This is a genomic window from Acinetobacter sp. 766875, from assembly GCF_000582055.1.
GTDB lineage: Bacteria > Pseudomonadota > Gammaproteobacteria > Pseudomonadales > Moraxellaceae > Acinetobacter > Acinetobacter nosocomialis.
Window position 1 is genome coordinate 14,488 of record NZ_JEXX01000012.1, and the last position, 20,456, is coordinate 34,943.

At 39.9% G+C, this 20,456-nt stretch carries 18 protein-coding genes; 17 read left to right on the forward strand and 1 reads right to left on the reverse strand.

What is annotated here, in order from left to right; genetic code table 11:
• Positions 1–189 precede the first annotated feature (189 nt).
• From J576_RS11530 to J576_RS11570, 9 genes are all read left to right on the forward strand, one after another.
• The gene (locus J576_RS11530; RefSeq protein WP_002051662.1) at positions 190–1,191 is read left to right on the forward strand and encodes a sulfate ABC transporter substrate-binding protein; all 1,002 of its coding nucleotides are present in this window, start codon (positions 190–192) and stop codon (positions 1,189–1,191) included.
• Positions 1,192–1,412: 221 nt separating this feature from the next.
• The gene (rsmH, locus tag J576_RS11535; RefSeq protein ID WP_002051672.1) at positions 1,413–2,336 is read left to right on the forward strand and encodes a 16S rRNA (cytosine(1402)-N(4))-methyltransferase RsmH; all 924 of its coding nucleotides are present in this window, start codon (positions 1,413–1,415) and stop codon (positions 2,334–2,336) included.
• Positions 2,336–2,668, forward strand: a complete 333-nt coding sequence (ftsL, locus tag J576_RS11540; protein WP_002051754.1) for a cell division protein FtsL — start codon at positions 2,336–2,338, stop codon at positions 2,666–2,668. Before rsmH ends, ftsL begins: the two co-directional genes overlap by 1 nt.
• Positions 2,669–2,679: 11 nt before the next feature.
• Positions 2,680–4,512: a penicillin-binding protein PBP3 gene (ftsI, locus tag J576_RS11545; RefSeq protein ID WP_002051677.1), complete on the forward strand. Its 1,833-nt coding sequence runs from the start codon at positions 2,680–2,682 to the stop codon at positions 4,510–4,512.
• A gap of 3 nt (positions 4,513–4,515) precedes the next feature.
• The gene (locus J576_RS11550; RefSeq protein ID WP_002051729.1) at positions 4,516–6,015 is read left to right on the forward strand and encodes a UDP-N-acetylmuramoyl-L-alanyl-D-glutamate--2,6-diaminopimelate ligase; all 1,500 of its coding nucleotides are present in this window, start codon (positions 4,516–4,518) and stop codon (positions 6,013–6,015) included.
• Positions 6,016–6,023: 8 nt separating this feature from the next.
• Entirely contained in the window at positions 6,024–7,424 is a 1,401-nt protein-coding gene (locus J576_RS11555; RefSeq protein ID WP_002051714.1) for a UDP-N-acetylmuramoyl-tripeptide--D-alanyl-D-alanine ligase, read from the forward strand.
• On the forward strand, positions 7,425–8,543 hold the full coding sequence (gene mraY, locus J576_RS11560) for a phospho-N-acetylmuramoyl-pentapeptide-transferase (RefSeq protein WP_002051726.1): 1,119 nt from the start codon (positions 7,425–7,427) through the stop codon (positions 8,541–8,543). It begins immediately after the preceding gene.
• Between the two features lie 60 nt (positions 8,544–8,603).
• A complete protein-coding gene (locus J576_RS11565) occupies positions 8,604–8,936 on the forward strand; it encodes a DUF7709 family protein (RefSeq protein WP_002051722.1) in 333 nt (110 codons plus the stop codon).
• Between the two features lie 2 nt (positions 8,937–8,938).
• Positions 8,939–9,763: a putative RNA methyltransferase gene (locus J576_RS11570; protein ID WP_147520483.1), complete on the forward strand. Its 825-nt coding sequence runs from the start codon at positions 8,939–8,941 to the stop codon at positions 9,761–9,763.
• A gap of 17 nt (positions 9,764–9,780) precedes the next feature.
• On the opposite strand, the gene ponA is transcribed toward J576_RS11570, so the two are convergent.
• Positions 9,781–12,339: a penicillin-binding protein PBP1a gene (gene ponA / locus J576_RS11575; protein WP_025467931.1), complete on the reverse strand. Its 2,559-nt coding sequence runs from the start codon at positions 12,337–12,339 to the stop codon at positions 9,781–9,783.
• A 162-nt stretch (positions 12,340–12,501) separates the two neighbouring features.
• Between ponA and J576_RS11580 the strand changes: the two genes are divergently transcribed.
• The 8 genes from J576_RS11580 to J576_RS11615 all read left to right on the forward strand — a co-directional run bounded on the left by J576_RS11580 (position 12,502) and on the right by J576_RS11615 (position 20,248).
• Positions 12,502–13,560, forward strand: coding sequence for a pilus assembly protein PilM (locus J576_RS11580; RefSeq protein ID WP_004711654.1), 1,059 nt, complete (start codon positions 12,502–12,504; stop codon positions 13,558–13,560).
• The gene (locus tag J576_RS11585; RefSeq protein ID WP_002051643.1) at positions 13,560–14,204 is read left to right on the forward strand and encodes a PilN domain-containing protein; all 645 of its coding nucleotides are present in this window, start codon (positions 13,560–13,562) and stop codon (positions 14,202–14,204) included. Before J576_RS11580 ends, J576_RS11585 begins: the two co-directional genes overlap by 1 nt.
• Positions 14,201–14,941 carry a type IV pilus inner membrane component PilO gene (locus tag J576_RS11590; protein WP_002051671.1) on the forward strand — a complete coding sequence of 247 codons (741 nt, stop codon included), beginning with the start codon at positions 14,201–14,203 and terminating at the stop codon, positions 14,939–14,941. Before J576_RS11585 ends, J576_RS11590 begins: the two co-directional genes overlap by 4 nt.
• A 10-nt stretch (positions 14,942–14,951) precedes the next feature.
• On the forward strand, positions 14,952–15,479 hold the full coding sequence (locus J576_RS11595; RefSeq protein ID WP_006582542.1) for a pilus assembly protein PilP: 528 nt from the start codon (positions 14,952–14,954) through the stop codon (positions 15,477–15,479).
• 62 nt (positions 15,480–15,541) lie between these two features.
• Positions 15,542–17,665, forward strand: coding sequence for a type IV pilus secretin PilQ (locus J576_RS11600; RefSeq protein WP_002051690.1), 2,124 nt, complete (start codon positions 15,542–15,544; stop codon positions 17,663–17,665).
• A gap of 11 nt (positions 17,666–17,676) precedes the next feature.
• Positions 17,677–18,246 (forward strand): shikimate kinase AroK, encoded by a 570-nt coding sequence (gene aroK, locus J576_RS11605; RefSeq protein ID WP_002051689.1) that lies wholly within the window; start codon positions 17,677–17,679, stop codon positions 18,244–18,246.
• 28 nt (positions 18,247–18,274) lie between these two features.
• On the forward strand, positions 18,275–19,357 hold the full coding sequence (gene aroB, locus J576_RS11610; protein WP_002051763.1) for a 3-dehydroquinate synthase: 1,083 nt from the start codon (positions 18,275–18,277) through the stop codon (positions 19,355–19,357).
• Positions 19,358–19,372: 15 nt separating this feature from the next.
• Positions 19,373–20,248: a hypothetical protein gene (locus J576_RS11615; RefSeq protein ID WP_002051731.1), complete on the forward strand. Its 876-nt coding sequence runs from the start codon at positions 19,373–19,375 to the stop codon at positions 20,246–20,248.
• Positions 20,249–20,456: the final 208 nt, after the last annotated feature.

Genomic DNA, 20,456 nt, shown 5'->3' on the forward strand with positions numbered 1-20,456 from the left:
GTAGATAAAGTGAAGACTATAAATAAACTATAAGAATAATTACAAAACTTTTCGAAATTATGAATAAAAAGTAAGCGTGAATGATATCGTTTAAAGTGATTAATAAACCTTGAATTGTTATAAGTGTTTGATAGAAAAATTAAAATATAAAAATGTAATATAGTTTAAAAGTAAAATTGGTATTTATAAATGAAAAGAATAGTAAAAATTGCGGTCGCTACATATATGGGGTTAGCAGTAAGTGCAGTACAGGCTGCGACTACATTTTTAAATGTTTCTTATGATCCAACGCGTGAATTTTATCAAGAATATAATCAGGCATTTGGAAAATTCTGGAAACAACGCACCGGTCAGGATGTCGATTTTAAACAATCCCATGGGGGCTCCGGAAAACAGGCGCGAGCTGTAGCAACTGGTCTTCAAGCCGATGTAGTAACCTTGGCTTTAGCAAATGATATTGATGAGATTGTTAAAGCTGGATATATCCATCCAAACTGGCAAAAAGAGTTTCCTAATAACTCTGCGCCTTATACCTCTACAGTGGTGTTTCTGGTTAGAAAAGGTAATCCAAAGAATATCCGTGATTGGAATGATTTAACTAAACCAGGTGTTGAAATTATTACACCTAATCCGAAAACGGGTGGAGCACCGCGCTGGATTTATCTTTCTGCGTGGGGATATGCTTTAAAACAGCCTGGTGGCAATGACGCCAAAGCAAAAGAGCTAGTTAAAAAACTTTATCACAATGTTAAGGTGCTAGATTCGGGAGCCCGTGGTTCGCTTACTACATTTGCTGAGCGTGGAATTGGAGATGTTCTACTTTCTTGGGAAAATGAAGCATTATTGGCAACGAAAGGTCTCGATAAAGATAAATATGAAATTGTGTACCCATCAATTTCAATTTTGGCAGAGCCTTCTGTTGCGATTGTAGATAAGACAGTCGATAAGGACGGTAACCGTACTTTAGCAAAAGGCTATCTCAACTTTTTATATTCACCGTTAGGGCAAGAGTTGGCTGCGAAACATTATTTTCGTCCACGTAATCCTCAAGTCGCTGCTAAATATGCAGCACAATTTCCAAAAATTAAATTATTTACGATTAATGATGTTTTTGGTGGCTGGGCAAAAGCCCAGCAAACTCACTTTGCCAATGGGGCTATCTTTGATCAGATTTATGATGGGAAACAGTAAATAAAATATGGGCAGCTCCCTAGTTTAAAAACTAATTAAACTTTTCATATTGAAGCAAGTGAACCTGAAAAGGTGAGCTTGCTTTTTATTTTGCTTAAAAAATGCAAAGAAAACGGTTTTCTCTATGAAAAATTAATATTTTCCTACAAAAAGCCGTTTGGTGTTCATCGTAAACAAGGTGATAATGTGCAGTTACATTTTTACGCTATGATTTAACTCCTATGTCGCATATTTCTGTCTTACTTTTTGAGACCGTTGAAAGCTTATTGGCAGATCGCACAACTGGGGTGTATATCGATGCAACCTTTGGACGAGGTGGGCATACACGCTTATTATTGTCGAAACTCGATGAAAACGCTCGAGTATATGCCTTTGATAAAGATCCTCAGGCTCTGGAAGTTGCAGCCGCTTTAGCACAAGAAGACCCGAGATTTACCATTATTCATGCAAGTTTTGCTGATATAAAAGAAAAAATGCAGGAAATTGGGGTGCAAAGTGTCGATGGAATTATGGCAGACTTAGGCGTATCTTCTCCTCAATTAGATCAGGCAGAACGCGGCTTTAGTTTTATGCAAGATGGCCCTTTAGATATGCGTATGGATAACTCTAAAGGTTTGACTGCTGCTGAATGGTTACTTGAAATTGAAGAGGAACAGTTGGCGAATATCATTTATCAATATGGTGAAGAACGATATAGTCGACGTATTGCTAAAGCAATTAAACAAGCTGGAAAATTAGATACGACAGCACAACTGGCTGAACTTGTAAAAACAGCTCATCCAAAATGGGAAAAACATAAGCATCCGGCGACACGTACTTTTCAGGCTATTCGTATTGCTATTAACAAAGAACTAGATGATATTGAAGTGTTTTTACCGCAAGCTGTAGACTTGCTTAAACCAAAGGGGCGTTTGTCTGTGATCAGCTTCCATTCGCTTGAAGACAGGTTGATCAAACAGTTTATTCAAAAAGAATCAACGCTAGCAGAAGATTCTGGTTGGGGAATGCCTCAACAGCAGGTTGATACGAGAAGATTAAAGAAAATTTCACGGGTTCGTGCGAGTGAAGAAGAAGTAAAAGCGAATCCACGTTCACGTAGTGCATGGCTTCGGGTTGCTGAACGCTTGGAACAAAAAGGCGCGTAATGAAAAGCAGTGATGAAATCGAAACCACAGAAAATAAAGTGGTCAAAAAAGTTGTGATATATACAGTCATGGTGGCGTTGGTTTTCATCAGTGCCATGATGGTGGTATTGCAAGTATTTGAATACCGTCATGATTATAGAGAGTTAAGCTCTTATATGCGTGAACGTGATGACCTCAATGCTGAATGGGGACGTTTATTGATTGAGCAACAAACATTTGGTGCGACTGCTCAAATTGGTACGCGTGCTGTGACACAATTACGAATGTTTTCGCCACCGGCTGCAGAAACGGTGGTAATTTCTTTACCGATGACCTCAGAGCAAAATAAGTAAGGCCTTGCTGTATGGTAGATAAGCGAACAAAGCAAACACGAAAAAAACAGCAGTCTATTTCGGAAAAACCAAGTCTTGCCTTTGATATGTGGCGGTTTTATCTGCTCTGGGCAGTGGTGCTCCTGTGTTTTGTGGTATTAATTGCACGTGCATTTTATGTTCAGATCATTAATAAGGACTTTTTACAAAATAAGGCCAATGCCAATATTTTGCGTACTGAACGTGTAGAAGCTATGCGTGGCGTAATTAGTGATCGCCACGGTGTACCTTTAGCGATCAGTAGTCCAATCATGAAAATTGTGATGGACCCACGTGATTATTTTGAAACTAAACATTTATATGATCAAATTTCGGCTGAACTAAAACAAGATCCAAAAAATCGTAAATTAAAACGCCAATTACCAGATAAAAATTTAAACTTAGATGAGCTTGCCGATGTGGTCGGTGTTGATCGTGCTGACCTTAAGAAACAGATGAATGCGCGTCCGCGTTCTCGTTATTTAGTTTTGAAAAAAGAAGTACCGCCGCAACAAGCTGACCTCATTATGAAAGGTAACTTCCAAGGGGTTTATGCAGAAAAAACTTACAAACGCTATTATCCGCAGCCACAACCAAATGCCCAAATTATTGGTTTGACTAATAGTGAGGGGCAAGGTGTTGAAGGCCTAGAAATGCAGTTGAATAAGCAGCTTTCTGGAGTAGATGGCGAACAAAAAATTATTCGTGATAAGCGTGGTAATCGTTTAAAAGTTTCTGAAGTGATTCGTGAGGGCGAGCCGGGTGAGAATATCACTTTAAGTATCGACTCTCGTTTACAGTACATTATGTATCGCGAATTGACCGCAGCGGGTGTTGCGAATAATGCACGTTCAGCAACGGCTATTGCGGTTGATGTTAAAACGGGTGAGATTTTGGCAATGACCAGTTGGCCATCTTATAACCCGAATGATAAGAATGGCTTGTCTAATAAAGATGCTATGCGTAACCGTGGTGCGATCGATATGTTCGAACCGGGTTCAACCATGAAGCCATTTACTATTTCTGCTGCATTAGAAACTGGTCAATACACACCAAATACGATTGTAAATACCTCTCCTGGTTCAATGCGTTTAGGTTGGCATACTATTCGTGATACCCATAACTATGGGGCTTTGACCGTAACAGGTGTGATTATTAAGTCTTCAAACGTGGGTTCTGCAAAAATTGCATTATCACTTCCAAAAGAGACTTTACCGACCTTCTTTAATCGTGTTGGTTTTGGTAAGCGTTCTGCTGTGAAGTTCCCAGGGGAAAGTTCTGGTTTAGTACTTCCTGTAAATAAATTAAACTCTTCTCAAATTGGTACCATGGCTTATGGTTATGGTCTAAACGCAACTATTCTTCAGCTGGCACAAGGCTACGCCATGCTTGCAAATCATGGCGTCAAAATGCCATTAAGCTTGCATAAATTAGATCAGGCACCTAAAGGGGAGCAAGTTCTTAACCCAAAAATTGCTGATCAAGTCTTGTTAATGCTTGAGCAAGTGACTATGCCGGGTGGTACAGCGACACAAGCCAATATTCCAGGCTATCGAGTAGGCGGTAAAACAGGTACTGCTCATAAATTGCGTGCTGATGGTAAAGGTTATTCAAATAGTGAATATCGTGCTTTATTTGCTGGCGTTGCACCAATTAGTGATCCGCGTTTAGCTGTTATTGTGGTTGTGGAAAATCCACAAGGTCGTTACTACGGTGGTTTGGTTGCTGCCCCAGTTTTCGCTCGTATTATGCAAGAGTCACTACGTTTAATGAACGTGCCGCTTGATAAGCCACTTAACACTCCACAAAATCCTATTCGCAGGTAAGCTATGACTGTTTCTTTTCAAGAAATTAATCCAATCGAGATTGATGCACAATGGCCTCAACAGCCATTTCATGGCTTTAATTTAGATAGTCGTAAAGTAGAAGCTGGCCAAATTTTTATTGCCTTGACCAGTTATAGCCAACCTGAAAAAACACGCACATTTGCTGAAGCAGCTTTAACAAATGGGGCACTTGCTGTAATTAGTGAAACTGAATTAGGTGTAGCGAATGAGTGGGTATGTTCTGATGTGCGTCAGCGTATGGGTGAGTGGCAAAAACGTTATTTACAACAAACTGATACGGTTAAACCATTACGAATTATTGCTGTAACAGGTACGAATGGTAAAACGACTATTTCTCGCCTAATTGCTGAGTTAATTAGTTCGCAACAGCAGCGCTGTGCGGTGATGGGAACGACTGGTAATGGTATTTTGCCGGATTTAACGCCTTCTACACATACTACTCTTGATGCTTTGCAGTTACAAAATGAATTACATGCTTATGCTAAGCACGGCGCAACTTTTGCTTCTTTAGAAGCGAGTTCGCATGGTCTTGAGCAGGGCCGATTAAATGGTTGTGATATTGAAATTGCTGTTTATAGTAACTTAAGTCGTGATCACCTCGATTATCATGGCACGCTAGAAGCTTATGCAGAAGCAAAGGCTCGTTTATTCAAGTTTAATTCGTTAAAAGTTGCTGTGATTAATCTAGATGATGCACATGCAGATTTAATGATTAAATCTGCACAGAATAATCCTGCACAGCCTAAAATTTTGACTTATTCGCTTACTCAAAATACGGCCGATTATTATATTACCGATTTGAGTTATAGCTTGGCAGGTGCAACCTTTAATTTAGTGGGGCAGCAAGGTTCATTTGCTGTAGAAAGTCCATTATTAGGTCATTTTAATGTTGAAAACTTGATTGCGGCGCTGATCGCTGCTGAGCAAGCTGGTTTCGATTTACAAGCATTAGTTAATTTTGTTCCTAAACTGATTGGCGCACCAGGCCGAATGCAGGTCATTCGTGATGATGAGCGACTTTTTGTGGTGGATTATGCGCATACACCGGATGCATTGATTCAAGTGCTTAAAACATTAAAACGTCACGTTTCGAATCAGCTTTGGGCTGTATTTGGATGTGGTGGTGACCGTGACCGTGGTAAGCGCCCACTCATGACTCAAGCAGCTTTAGATGGTGCAAATCCGGTTATTTTGACTTCAGATAACCCAAGAACAGAAGACCCCGAACAAATCTTTGCTGATATGAAGCAAGGAATAGATTTTTCAGGGCATCGTATGCATGAAATTCATGACCGTCGTGAAGCAATTAAATTTGTTACACAGCACGCTCAAGCTGGTGACATTGTGGTAATTGCCGGAAAAGGTCATGAAAATTATCAAGAAATTAATGGTGTGCGTCACTGGTTTGATGATGTGGTTGAAGTGCGTTCTGCGATTGATGCACAACATCATACGGTAGATGCTGCTTACCCTGCACAATAGGAAAAATTATGCATACTTCAACCACCAGTACCGTGCCTTTGGAACCGTGGACAGCTCAACAATTACAACAGGCAACACAGGGTTACTGGCATAAAGACCAGATCCCTCAAACTGAAATTAAACGTATTTTGACTGACTCGCGTCATGCAGAAAGTGGGGATGCCTTTTTAGCATTAAAAGGTGAACGTTTCGATGCGCATAATTTTGTCGCGCAAGTCGCTGCAAATGGTTGCCAAGTCGCTATTGTTGAGCAACCTATAGATGCCAACATTGCTCAACTTGTAGTTGCTGATACTCGCTTGGCTTTGGGGCAACTTGGTGCATATCGCCGTGAACAAAATGCTCAATTGAAAGTTATTGCTTTAACGGGAAGTAGCGGTAAAACCACTACTAAAGAAATGCTAGGAAGCATCTTATCTCGTTTAGCCCCTACATTGATTACCCGAGGCAATTTAAATAATGACCTTGGTGTGCCGATGATGCTTCTTGAGCTTCGCAAGGAACATCAATATGCAGTGATGGAACTTGGGGCAAATCATCAAGGTGAAATTGATTACACATCAAAACTTGTTCAACCGCATGTCGCTGGCATTTTAAATATTGGGACTGCTCACTTAGGTGAGTTCGGTGGTCGCGATGGTATTTGCCGTGCTAAATCAGAAATTTATCGTCATATTCTACCTCACGGTGTTGCTATTGTTCCGCAACAAGATGACTTTACTACCGAGATTCGTGAAGCAGCAAAAAGTCATCAAATTATGAGTTTTGGTACTGGTGGTGATGTCTTTGCTACAGAGATTGAATTGTTGCCACAATCTGCCAATTTCCAGTTACATACACCTCAAGGTTCAAGTTTTGTAAGGCTGCCATTTGCAGGTGAGCATAATGTGCAAAATGCAACTGCTGCAGTAGCATTTGCTTTGGCATTAGGTGTTAGCCTAGACGATATTGTAAAAGGATTAGAGCAAGCACAAGGTGCGAAAGGCCGTTTGAACTTTATTCAAAAAGCGCCTCATTTATTTATTGATGATACTTATAACGCTAATCCAACATCTATGCGAGCTGCGGCGCAAGTATTACTTCAACAAAATGGCATTAAAGTCATGGTGATGGGGGATATTGGGGAACTTGGCGATAGTAGTTGGCAAGAACATCATGATTTAGGTCGCGATCTCGCTCAGCTTCCTTTAGATCATATTATTGCAGTTGGGCAGTTTGCCTCAGCAGCTCTCGAAGGTGCGGGCCTTCATTCTACTAAATTGAAAGCATTTCAGACTCAAGCTGAGGCGCTTCCATTTTTAATCAATCTAATCCAAACACATCAACCCCAGTCCATGAGTTTCCTGTTTAAAGGTTCTCGCTTTACTCATATGGAAACGTTGATGGCTGATTTGATGGAGAAACTTTAAATGCTGTTATGGTTGTTTGAACAACTTGCGGGCTATCACAGTTCGTTTCAGGTTGTTCGTTATTTAACATTACGTTCTTTACTCAGTGTATTAACGTCACTGACCATTGGTTTGGTTCTCGGACCAATCATGATTCGTAAATTACAAGCGTTAAAATACGGTCAGGCAGTAAGTTCGTTTGCTCCTGAAAATCATGCCAAAAAAATGGGTACACCGACAATGGGAGGGATTTTAATTCTACTCTCAATTGGTATTAGTACTTTATTGTGGGCTGATTTATCTAACCCTTATGTTTGGATTGTACTTGGTGTAATGGTTGTGTTCGGTGCGGTTGGCTGGGCAGATGACTGGATTAAGATTCGCTATAAAGATAATGCGGGCTTACCTGCACGTAAGAAATTCTTCTGGACTTCTATTGCCTCACTTGGTGCTGGTATTGCGTTATATTTAATTGCAACTGAACAATCTAATTCAGAATACACAGCAAATATGCTGGATTTATTGATTCCTTTCTTTAAGAATCTTTCAATTCCACTTTCTATTGTTCCATTAGGCTTGGCATTTATTGTATTCACCTATTTAGTAATTAATGGTGCTTCTAATGCGGTTAACTTAACTGACGGTTTAGATGGTTTAGCTATTATGCCGGTGGTTATGGTGGCTTCAGGTTTAGGAGTATTTGCTTATTTATCTGGTGACATCCGTTTCGCTAACTATTTACATATTCCATATGTGAAATATACCTCTGAGCTTGTGGTGATCTGTTCTGCGATGATTGGTGCAGGCTTAGCATTCCTTTGGTATAACGCACATCCAGCACAAGTCTTTATGGGTGATGTGGGCGCTTTAGCTTTAGGCGCAATGCTTGGAACAATTGCCGTGATGGTACGCCAAGAAATCGTATTTGCGATTATGGGCGGTGTTTTTGTGATGGAGGCTGTATCAGTATTCCTGCAAATCGGGTCGTTGCGAATGCGAAATAAGCGCGTATTCTTGATGGCACCTTTACACCATCACTATGAAAAACAAGGCTGGAAAGAAACTCAAGTTGTAATTCGATTCTGGATTATTACGATTATGCTAGTTGTTTTAGGCCTAATGACCTTAAAATTGCGCTAGAACTTATTTTGGTGTCAATATAAAGCCAGTTTCTACTGGCTTTTTTTATTGGAGAGGTAAATGACAAAGGTTGTTGGGCTAGACCAATTATCTGTAATTAACCAAAAAGTGGTTAGTGATGGGGAAGTATTACCTCAAGTTGTACTTAAAGATGGTAGTCAGGTACAAACGGGAACTGTCGCGACAATGCTGCATAATATTGAACTCTATAATGCGGGACAAAGAGGGCAAATTGAAGAAGAGTTGAAGATCGCAATTCCAACTTTAATTAAAGTGGGATTGTTTGATTTGTTTGAAGTAGATGAATGGGTTTCTGGAACAAATGCAGGCCGCACATTTGTTGGAATGCACGCTAAGGCTTATTTGCAACAAAAAGAACAAGAGAACAATTAAACGTGACTACGCAAAATTTAATGTGCCCCGTATGTCGTCAGCGACTTGAGCTGGTAAACAAAACATGGCGGTGTGAACAGGGTCATAGCTATGACATTGCAAAGCAAGGTTATGTGAACTTACATGTCGTACAGCATAAACACAGTAAAAATCCCGGGGATACTCCTGAGTCTGTAGATGCACGCCGTGCCTTTTTACAGGGCGGCTATTATCAGCCTTTACAGCAAGCAGTAGTTCATTTGCTAAAGCATCTTAAAGCTAAAGCTGTACTTGATATTGGCTGTGGTGAGGGATATTACACTAGTACGATGCAACAGGTTGTTGAGCAGTGTATAGGTGTAGATATTGCAAAAAATGCAGTACAACGTGCTGCAAAGTTAAATGCCAACGTGACTTGGGTTGTCGGTACAGGAGCAACTTTACCCGTAATTGATCAAAGTATAGATGTGTGTACGAGTCTTTTTAGCCCGATTCCACAAGCAGAAATTGCGCGTGTTTTAAAAGATGATGGTTATTTAATTGTTGTTACGCCTGCTTCTGAACATTTGTATGCCATGCGTGAGGCTTTATTTGAGCAAGTTAATCCTCACACACCAGAAAAGTTTGTAGAGCAACTACAAGATTTATTTGAGTTGAAAGAACAGCAAGTTATAGATGCTCCTTTATTACTTGACCAAGAAGCTTTAAAGAATCTAATCGCTATGACGCCTTATGCGTATAAGGCATCTCCAGAGCGCCGGATGCAATTAGAACAGCAATCACACCTAAAAGTGACAGCATCTTTTCAAATCTATCTTTTTCAAAAGCGTAATAAAAAAGCCATCTAACGATGGCTTTTTTATTTTTACTCAATTTGGTTAATCAAGTTTTCTAATTCATCTTTGTCACGCTTCGGCGCTGTTCCTTGTGAAGGCTTCATTGCTGGAGGTGCTGCCTTAGATGGAATTACAATTTCCTCACCAGGTAGGTCATCAAAGTCATTATTGGTGTTAGCTTTCGGTTGCGGTGGTGCAGGACGATAGAGTGGACGTGCTAATGGTGGTGCAGCACGATATGTTTTCTTATCGCCTATTTCTGTAACGACAGCTTGTTTGTCACGAGAAATAGGTGCCTGAGCATCTTTTTCTAAACGAACCCAAGAAGCTGGAGTACCTTTTAAAGATTGATCCATAAAGTTAATCCAGATTGGTAATGCGGCAATACCACCATACTCACGACGGCCAAGTGTTGTTGGTTGGTCAAAGCCGACCCATGTAATTGCGACTAACTTGCCGTTGAAACCTGCAAACCATGCATCTTTTGCGTCGTTCGTTGTACCTGTTTTACCACCCAAGTCACTACGGCCAATTTTAAGTGCGGCACGACCTGTACCATGCTCAATTACGTCACGTAAGATATTTGCCATATCATAAGCAGAGCTTGATTTTAAAATACGCTGAGCTTGACGATATTGACTATTATTCTTATCAGTTTGTTTTAGGTTGAGCTGTTTGGCCGCCTTTTCTTTCTGTTCCAACTCTTTATTGGTCACTTCAACAACTTGATCATCTGGTGTAGTTGCCTGTGCATCTTCAGTTGTTTCAGGTGAATTAATACATGGAATACATGCATATTCTGGCTTAGCTTCGTAAATCACTTTACCGTATGCATCTTCAATACGTTGAATGAAATGTGGTTGGACACGGTAGCCACCGTTTGCAAACGTTGCATAACCTGTTGCCATTTGAATTGGCAATACTTGAGGTGTACCTAAAGCAATGGTGTAGTTACGTGGAATCTGATCTTCTTGTAAACCAAAATCCATGAATAACTGACGAGTACGTTCAATCCCTACAGTTTGTAAAAGTCTTACAGAGACGGTATTACGAGACAAATACAAAGCACGGCGTAATGGAATCATACCTAGGTAACGGCCATCAGAGTTCTTTGGTGTCCACTTACCAATGGTGATCGGGCTATCGTTGACCATGCTATAAGGTGTCATACCACGTTCTAATGCTAAAGCATAAAGGAATGGTTTGATGGTCGAACCCGGCTGACGCCAGCCTTGTAAAGCACGGTTAAATTTTGATTGATAGAAATTATAACCACCAACAATTGCTTCAATGGAGCCATCATTTGGATTAATTGCGATAAGCTGACCTTGAACTTTAGGTACTTGAACTAACGACCATGCAGTTTTAGCTTCATTTGGACGTAAACGAACAATATCCTTAACCTTAACAATCTGAGATGCACGTGAAGGTGCTCCACCTACGCTATTTGCATTGCGATAGGGGCGGGCCCAAGACATGCCAGACCATTGCACAGTGACTGTTGAGCCATCTTGCATTAACGCTTCAAAAGAGTTGTTATTTACTTTAGTCACTTCTGCAGGGTAGGTATTGGCATAAGCTCTAAATTGGCTTAATGGTTTGTCATGTGCTTCTGCTCCACGCCAGCCATGACGACGGTCATAAGCCTCTAAACCATCTTGTACAGATTTTTCTGCAATAGCCTGACGTTGGGCGTTAATGGTCGTGTAAACCTTATAGCCTGAGTCAATTGCTTGTTCACCAAAGTGTTTTACAAGCTCTGAGCGGACCATTTCACCTGCATATGGGTGAATATTATTTAGGTCGCGGTTGGGCATATTCAAGTTGATCGGCTCTGCAACTGCCTTTTGATACTCTGCTTGAGAAATATAACCGAGCTGCAACATACGGCCTAAAATCCAGTTGCGGCGTTCAAGTGCCCGTTCTGGGTTAACCACTGGGTTGTATTTAGATGGTGCTTTCGGTAAGCCAGAAATCATAGCCATTTGAGCAATGCTGAGCTCATTAATACTCTCGTTATAGTAAATTTTTGCAGCAGCTGCGATACCGTAAGCATTTTTACCCAAGAAAATCTTATTCACATAAAGACTTAATATGTCTTCTTTAGATAAGTTTTGTTCAATTTTTCGGGCCAAAAAGATTTCGGTTAGTTTGCGTTTTAAAGTTCTTTCTGGGCTTAAATAATAGTTTTTTGCAACCTGCATTGTGATGGTAGAACCACCTGTTTGCACATCAGACCCAGTAACACTTTCACTTAAAGCACGGCCTAAACCTTTAAAGCTAATGCCGCTGTGTTCGAAGAAAGAAGAATCTTCTGCTGCTAGGAATGCATGAATAAACGTAGGAGGAATTTGTTTGTATTCAACAGGAATAGAAAGTTTACCACCGTACTCAGCAATAAGTTGGTTGTCGGCTGTATAGACTTGCAAGGGCTTTAAAAGCGGTGCTTTTTTTAGTGAACTCATTTCCGGGAGGGTTGGGGCAATATAGAGATACATGCCATAAAATCCCATCGGAAGTGAGACTAAGATAATAATAATGATCAAAAAAATTGGACGCACGAAGCCCAAACTGGATAGCTTTTTCATGATAAGTAAGCTTTAATAAGATCGAATACAAACTAATTGTGGTCAGTATAGCCTTTAGACATGCGGATTGTTAGATGAGATATTGTATCCGTGTAAAAATAAAGACCGAGATTATTGGTTTGTAATTTTTTTTTGGGGATAAAAAAATAATAGGACAATAGTGTGCTCAGGTTATATCGTAAACCTAATAAGGGGTTAATGGGCGTCGATATTAGTTCGACTTCTGTTAAGTTGTTAGAGCTCTCTGTCAAGAACGGTAAATATTGGGTAGAAAGCTATGCTTTGATGCCTTTACCTGAAAACAGTGTAGTTGAAAAAAATATCTTAAATCCAGAAGCGGTAGCAGAAGCTTTGGAACGGGCGATGAATTTAGCAAATCCCCAAACCACTAATGCTGCAATTGCTGTTCCAACATCGACGGTTATTCATAAAACTATCGAAATGGATGCAGATATGAGCGATGACGAACGTGAAGTTCAGATTCGTGTAGATGCGGAGCAGTACATACCGTTCCCGCTGGATGAGGTGAGCCTTGATTTTGAGGTTTTGCCTGATCGCTTGCTGAATCCAAATCGAGTAAATGTTCTTTTGGTCGCAACAAGAACGGAAAACGTTGAAACACGTGTTGAAGTTCTTGAATTGGCAGATTTGAATCCTAAACTGGCAGATGTCGAGAGTTATGCAGTCGAACGTGCTTTTAGTGTGTTTGCTGATAGCTTGCCGATGGGCGCAAATACGATAGGAATTTTAGATATCGGCCATACCATGACAACACTATCGGTCATGCAAAATGGCAAGATTATTTATACTCGTGAGCAGGTTTTTGGTGGTAAGCAACTTACGCTTGAAATTCAAAGTCGTTATGGCCTCTCTCTAGAAGAAGCAAGCCGAGCTAAAAAAGACCGTACTTTGCCAGATGATTATGAAATTGAGGTACTAGATCCATTTCTAGATGCTGTGGTTCAGCAGGCGGCCCGCTCATTACAATTCTTCTTTTCTTCATCTCAGTTTAACGAAATAGACCATATTTTGCTTGCAGGTGGCAATGCGAATATTCCAGGTCTTGCCAAGCTTTTGCAGCAAAAATTAGGCTACCGTGTCACTATTGCCAACCCATTTTTACAAATGGGTTTTTCTCCTCAAGTCGACGTTCAAAAAATTGAAAATGATGCTTCATCTTTAATGGTGGCATGCGGCTTGGCTTTAAGGAGTTTTGATTAATGGCAACAATTAACTTACTACCTTGGCGTGAAGAGCTAAGGGAACAACGAAAAAAACAATTTATAACTTTATGCTTTGGTGTGGTTGTTTTGGGGATTACAACCGTATTTAGTGGATGGTTCTATTTTGATCATAAATTAGATGATCAAGAACAAGCAAACCAACTTATTAAAAGTACAAATCAAAACCTTGATCAGCAATTAAAAGCATTAAACGGTTTACAAGAGCAGCGTGATGCCATTATTGAGCGTATGAAGTTGATTCAAAATTTGCAGAGTCAACGGCCAGTAGTGGTGCGATTAGTTGATGAGCTCGTTCGAGTCACGCCACCAGCAATGTATCTAACAAAATTCAGTCGAGTGGGGGATAAATTTACGATCGAGGGTAAAGCTGAGAGTCCAAATACAGTAGCTGAATTGCTTCGTAACCTTGAATCGTCTCCTTGGTATCGTAATGCTTTTATGAATTCTTTCTTGGCTAATGAAGATAAAAAAGATAAGACTGCGAGTTCTCTTCTTCCTAGGGTGGAAGATAACTATGGCAGTTTTGTTGTGACTGTCGATTTGGGGGAAATGGGCGTGACCACAACGAATAACGATGCTGATAAGCCAGCCGTAGCGAAAGACACGGGGGCAGCCAAATGAGTCAAGATGAACTGCAAGAATTATCATTAGAGCAAACAGCTTCAAAGAAAAAGAAATTTAATCTCGATAAATTCCTTCAGCAATTTAATACGCTTGATATGAACAACTATGGTAGTTGGCCAATATCTGTAAAAATTACGTGCTGGATTTTTATTTTCTTTGCTGTATTGGCTTTGGGTTATTTTGTTGCTATTCAGCCAAAGCTACAAGCAATTGATAATGCTCAAGCTCAGGAAGGTAATTTATTAAATGAATTTCGAGAAAAAGACTCCAAATTACGTAACCTTCAGCAGTATCAAGTGCAGCTTCAAGAGATGCAGGCAAATTTCAACCAGCAACTAGAACAATTGCCGAAAGAAACAGAGATTCCAAGTTTAGTTGAGGATATTAACTTAACTGGTGTGAACTCTGGATTGAAATTTAAAAATATTCGTTTAGAGGATGAAGTAAAGCAGGAAATTTTTATTGAACAACCAATTGCCATCGAAGCAACAGGCGACTATCACGCTTTCGGTGCTTTCGTAAGTAGTATCTCTGCTTTGCCACGTATTGTGACGATGCATGACTTTGTTATAGAGGCTGCTCCAGCTAAAGATAGTAAGTCAGATATTCCTGTGCTTAATTACTCTATTAAAGCCAAAACCTATCGATATATAGGAGCAACAGAGGCATCGGCACAACCAGCTAAGGCTGCAGCGGCAACTGCACCAACTAGCCCTAATGCTCAGCCGAAATAGGAGAGTTATGATGAAAATTAAGCAAATTACTCTTTATGTTTTGGCCTGTGCCGCTCTTGTAGGATGTGATTCAAGAATTGACGCAGTCAATCAGCAAATGGCAAGTATTCGTAATCAGCCACCGCTCCCTATTGAGCCAGCGCCGATTTTTACCCCTGTACCACAATTTAATTATGCTGCTCATCAATTAAAAAGCCCGTTTATGCCAAGCTCACTGGCAGCTGAGCTTAAAATTATGGCCGGGAAGCGAGTGTATCCAAATTTCTCACGTGCACCGCAACCATTAGAAAACTATGCACTTGAAGCCTTAAATATGAAAGGAAGCATGCGTAATAATCGTGGTCAAATATTGGCTTTGATTCAGACACCGGATCATCAAATTGAACGGGTACAAGTGGGTAATTATATGGGCATGAATCAGGGCCGTATTACTCATATTAGTCCAACCCAGATTGATCTGGTCGAGATTGTGCCAGATGGTCGAGAAGGCTATGTCGAGAGACCGAGAACTTTGGTCTTGATTGGGCCTGCACCCTAAAACTTAGGGAATAAAAACGAAAAAGTATTTTTAAAGATTATTTAATTGGGGATGGTCAGACAATGAATCAGGTATTCCGTCAGTTTTCTATGGGGGCTGTAGCTGTTGCAATTATGCAGGCTGCATCTGCACAGGTCAGCATGACCAATATAGTACCAACGCAAGTTGCAGGTCAGGGCACAGAAATTAGAGTTATGTTTAATGGATTGCCACCACAGCCACAGGCTTACCAACTTGAAAATCCGTCACGTTTAATATTAGATTTTGATAAAGCTCAACAAAGTTTAAAACAGTCTAAAATTGCTGTTGCAACCAATGAAGCAAGCTCTGTAGATGTAACTTCAGATGATCAACGTTCACGTTTAACTGTAAATTTAAAAGATGCTGGAGCGTTTACAACACGTGTGGAAGGTAATACTTTCATTTTAAAAATTAATTCGGTCCAACCGAATAATAAACCTGTACCAGTAGTTACTGCACAACCACAAGGTATTTCAAACATTGGATTTCAGCGTGGTAGTCAGGGAGAAGGTTTAGTTGTTGTGGATCTTTTGGGAAGTAATACACCTGTAGATGTTCAACAACAAGGCAGTAAAGTTGTTATAAGAACTTTAGGTACAAAAATTCCGGCACATTTGGCGCGTCGTCTAAATGTAAATGATTTTGCAACACCAGTCTCAAGTATTGATGCTTATAATGATAAAGGTGCTGGTGTAATTACTATTCAGTCATCTGGTAGCTACGAATACATGGCATATCAGGCTGAAAATAAGCTCACAATCAGTTTGAAACGACCACAAGATAAAAGTACACCTTCTTCAAAAACTCCAACTTATTCTGGAAATAAGCTTTCGCTAGATTTCCAAGATATTGAAGTACGCCGTGTTCTACAATTGCTGGCTGATTTTACGGGCATCAACATGGTGACGGCTGATAGTGTACAAGGCAATATCACGTTACGTTTGAAAGACGTACCTTGGGATCAGGCTCTGGATATTATTTTAAAAACTAAAAATCTTGATAAACGTCGTAATGGGAATGTGATTTGGATTGCTCCTGTTGCAGAGTTGATTAAAGCAGAAGATGATGAGGCAAAAGCCTTGGCGCAAACGATCAAGTTAGCACCGATCCAAACAGATTATATTCGTTTGAGTTATGCGAAAGCGATTGATGTATTAAAGTTAATCGAAGATTCTCGTGATGGTAAAGGTGCGGTTGCAAATCGTACTGCCAATTCAGATGCTCTTGCTTTAGAGAGTTTATTGAGCTCCCGTGGTAGTGCGGTTGCTGATACACGAACTAATACTTTGATTGTAAATGATACAGCACAAAATATTGATAAAGTTCGTAAAATGATTGAACTGCTCGATATACAAGTTAAACAGGTCATGGTTGAGGCGCGCATTGTAAGAGCATCTACATCATTTACCAAAGAACTTGGTGTGAAGTGGGGCATTCTTTCGCAAGGTATCACCAATAATAAAAATTTGTTGGTTGGTGGTAGTGAAACAACTTTATGGAATTTGCGTGAACCTAAAAAAGATGAAACTACGGGTGGCTATAAATATACGATTGAGCGTCCTGATAACTTAAACGTTGACTTGGGGGTTTCTAATCCGGCAGGAAGCATTGCTTTTGGTCTTATTAGTATGTCGGACTTCATGTTGGATCTTGAGTTATCTGCTTTACAAGCTGATGGTTATGGTGAGGTGATTTCAACACCTAAAGTGATGACCGCCGATAAGCAAACTGCGAAAGTTGCAACGGGTCAACAGGTTCCTTATTTAATGACGACCACTTCTGGTGCTGGTTCTACTGCAACAACATCATTTAAAGATGCATTGCTAAGCTTGGATGTTACACCGAGTATTACACCTGATGGCAAAATTCAAATGAAATTGGATATTTCTAAGGACTCTGTAGCGGGTGAAGCACCAAATGGTGAGCTAATTCTGAATAAGAATAATATCAATACCAATGTGCTAGTTGATAATGGAGAAACCGTTATTTTGGGTGGTGTATTTGAACAAACAACGACGAATACCCAGACCAAAGTTCCTTTCTTTGGGGATATTCCTTTGGTTGGGCGTTTATTTAGAAAAGATGTAAAGTCTGATGATAAACAAGAATTATTGATTTTCGTAACACCACGAATTGTTAATGACACTTTAGCGAGAAATCATTAATATATTTTTTAATGAAAGCAATTGAAATAGGTGGCGCCTTGCCAAGCAAAGCGTTTGAAACCCTACCAAATATTTATTTGGTAGGGCCCATGGGGGCAGGAAAAACAACCGTTGGACGTCATTTAGCAGAACTATTAGGGCGTGAATTCTTAGATAGTGATCATGAAATTGAGCGCAAGACAGGGGCAACTATTCCCTGGATTTTTGAAAAAGAAGGAGAAGTTGGATTTCGTACCCGTGAAACTGTCGTCTTAAATGAGCTTACTTCACGTAAAGCATTAGTGCTTGCTACGGGTGGTGGGGCGATTACTCAAGCACCTAACCGAGAATTTTTAAAGCAACGTGGAATCGTTATTTATTTATATACTCCTGTTGAATTACAACTACAAAGAACTTATCGAGATAAAAACAGACCGTTATTACAAGTTGAAAATCCTGAACAAAAATTACGGGATTTATTAAAGATTAGAGACCCCCTGTATAGAGAAGTTGCACATTATACGATTGAAACAAATCAAGGTGCTGCACGTGATCTCGCACAAAAGATTTTGCAACTTATTCTAGCGAACAAGTTAAAATAGACGAACTGACTAGTGGTTTTATAAATTCATGCAAACTTTACATGTTGAATTAGGCGAACGCCGTTATCCTATTTTTATTGGTAGTCAACTTGACCCGAAACAGTTACTCGAGCCATATATACATGGTCAACAGGTCATGATTGTGAGCAATGTTACGGTTGCACCATTATATTTAAGCCACTATCAAGAAGCATTAAAAAGTCTGGGTAAAACGGTTGCGACTTGTATTTTACCTGACGGCGAAAAATATAAAGATATTCAACATTTAAATTTAATTTTTGATGCATTGCTTGAAGCCGGCTTTAATCGCGATTGTACAGTTTTAGCTTTAGGTGGTGGCGTGATTGGGGATATGGCGGGGTTTGCTTCTGCTTGTTTCCAACGTGGCGTTTATTTTGTGCAGGTTCCTACAACATTGCTTTCACAAGTCGATTCGAGTGTTGGCGGAAAAACAGGAATCAATCATCCGCTTGGCAAGAATATGTTAGGTGCTTTTCAGCAACCACAAGTCGTTTTAGCTGATATGGCACAATTGAATACATTGCCAGAACGTGAGCTTTCGGCCGGTTTAGCTGAAGTGATCAAATATGCACTTTTAGGTGATGCTGATTTCTTGGTTTGGCTTGAAGAAAATATGGATGGCCTTGTTGCTAGAGATGCTGATTTACTTGCAGAAGCTGTCTATCGTTCATGTGCTCATAAAGCGCGTATTGTTGCGAATGATGAGAAAGAACAAGGTGAACGCGCTTTACTTAATTTAGGCCATACTTTTGGCCATGCGATTGAGTCGTATCTAGGTTATGGTACTTGGTTGCATGGTGAGGCTGTTGCAACTGGTATGGTGATGGCAGCAGATTTATCACAGCGTTTGGGCTGGATCTCAAATGAAGATGTAGCTCGTACAAAAAAAATCATTCAACGTGCGAATTTGCCGATATCATGTCCACAAATTCCATTGGATGATTTCCTTGGATATATGGCTCATGACAAAAAAGTTCTTAATGGACAATTACGTTTGGTGTTGTTAAAGCAACTTGGACAAGCAGTAATTACCAAGGACTTTGATGTCGAATTGATGAAACAAGCTATTTTGGCGAATCAACACGGATAACAAATAAGGTAAAGCATGACTGTATCACGTACACTTTGGCAGAATGTTCAACAATATATCTGGTTGGTTGGTGGTATTGTCTGCTTATTGCTTGCTTTTATTTTTTGGGTAATTACAGATAGCAAAAAACTGGTTGAAGTTGAAAAGTCCGCTGACTCTGAGGCGCCTGTACAAATTCAACCAGAGAAAGTTGCTACAACACCTAACCTAGGTGCTTTGGCTGATGAGGTTCGTCCACTCGATTTAACTACACGTACTGTGGCTTCGGGTGAGCATGAACCTGAGTTTCGCGGTACAAAGTTTATTAATGAAAATAAAAAACAATGGACGCTTGAGTTATTTCGTGCCTCTGATGAAGATATTATTAAAAACTTTTTAAAAAATCGTACCGACCGTAATAAATTTATTTATTTCCGTTTAAGTGGGGAACAACAAGCAGAGCAGTATGTGTTGGTTTATGGCACGTTTAAACGCTCAGAAGATGCAATTCAGCAATTAACACAAATTAACCTGCAATTACCTGAGTCAGTTAAACCTCAGCCACAACAGTTCTCAAGTTATGCCTCACTGGTAAATGACTTAGGGGCAGATGAGATGAAAGGTGGCAATAATCAGCTTTATGAAGTACGTCTGCGTCCGGCTGCTTTACCTACAATTGATGAGTCATTATTGATGTCAGGAGTAGCTACGGGAACTGCCAATGCTCAGCCTAAAGCTCCTGCAACTAATTCAGCTACAAAAACTACTATTATTCGTCGTGATGCAGAAGGAAATGTGGTTGATGTACAGCAATCAAATTCTAATATTGATCAGCCTAATAGAACACCTCAAACACGAATCAATGAGGGACAACAGAAAAATGCCACAAATGAGGGCATAAAAGGGAATTAATTTATCTAATAATATGCGCAAAAATGGTGCAAACTGATTGTATGATAATATTTTTTGATCAGATGTGGTGCATATTTAGACATTTTTTAACATGATAACGCGAATAAAATAACTATATTTATAATAAATATAAGGATTTAGTCTCATTTTTTCAATATGGCACACTTTTTGCTTTATTGTTGTGCTTATTAATGTGCTGCAAACTATT

Bases quoted from the DNA above. Each gene is read 5' to 3' on its own strand.
- J576_RS11530 (WP_002051662.1), top strand. From the start codon at position 190: ATGAAAAGAATAGTAAAAATTGCGGTCGCTACATATATGGGGTTAGCA.
- rsmH (WP_002051672.1), top strand. From the start codon at position 1,413: ATGTCGCATATTTCTGTCTTACTTTTTGAGACCGTTGAAAGCTTATTG.
- ftsL (WP_002051754.1), top strand. From the start codon at position 2,336: ATGAAAAGCAGTGATGAAATCGAAACCACAGAAAATAAAGTGGTCAAA.
- ftsI (WP_002051677.1), top strand. From the start codon at position 2,680: ATGGTAGATAAGCGAACAAAGCAAACACGAAAAAAACAGCAGTCTATT.
- J576_RS11550 (WP_002051729.1), top strand. From the start codon at position 4,516: ATGACTGTTTCTTTTCAAGAAATTAATCCAATCGAGATTGATGCACAA.
- J576_RS11555 (WP_002051714.1), top strand. From the start codon at position 6,024: ATGCATACTTCAACCACCAGTACCGTGCCTTTGGAACCGTGGACAGCT.
- mraY (WP_002051726.1), top strand. From the start codon at position 7,425: ATGCTGTTATGGTTGTTTGAACAACTTGCGGGCTATCACAGTTCGTTT.
- J576_RS11565 (WP_002051722.1), top strand. From the start codon at position 8,604: ATGACAAAGGTTGTTGGGCTAGACCAATTATCTGTAATTAACCAAAAA.
- ponA (WP_025467931.1), bottom strand. From the start codon at position 12,339: ATGAAAAAGCTATCCAGTTTGGGCTTCGTGCGTCCAATTTTTTTGATC.
- J576_RS11585 (WP_002051643.1), top strand. From the start codon at position 13,560: ATGGCAACAATTAACTTACTACCTTGGCGTGAAGAGCTAAGGGAACAA.
- J576_RS11590 (WP_002051671.1), top strand. From the start codon at position 14,201: ATGAGTCAAGATGAACTGCAAGAATTATCATTAGAGCAAACAGCTTCA.
- J576_RS11595 (WP_006582542.1), top strand. From the start codon at position 14,952: ATGAAAATTAAGCAAATTACTCTTTATGTTTTGGCCTGTGCCGCTCTT.
- J576_RS11600 (WP_002051690.1), top strand. From the start codon at position 15,542: ATGAATCAGGTATTCCGTCAGTTTTCTATGGGGGCTGTAGCTGTTGCA.
- aroK (WP_002051689.1), top strand. From the start codon at position 17,677: ATGAAAGCAATTGAAATAGGTGGCGCCTTGCCAAGCAAAGCGTTTGAA.
- aroB (WP_002051763.1), top strand. From the start codon at position 18,275: ATGCAAACTTTACATGTTGAATTAGGCGAACGCCGTTATCCTATTTTT.
- J576_RS11615 (WP_002051731.1), top strand. From the start codon at position 19,373: ATGACTGTATCACGTACACTTTGGCAGAATGTTCAACAATATATCTGG.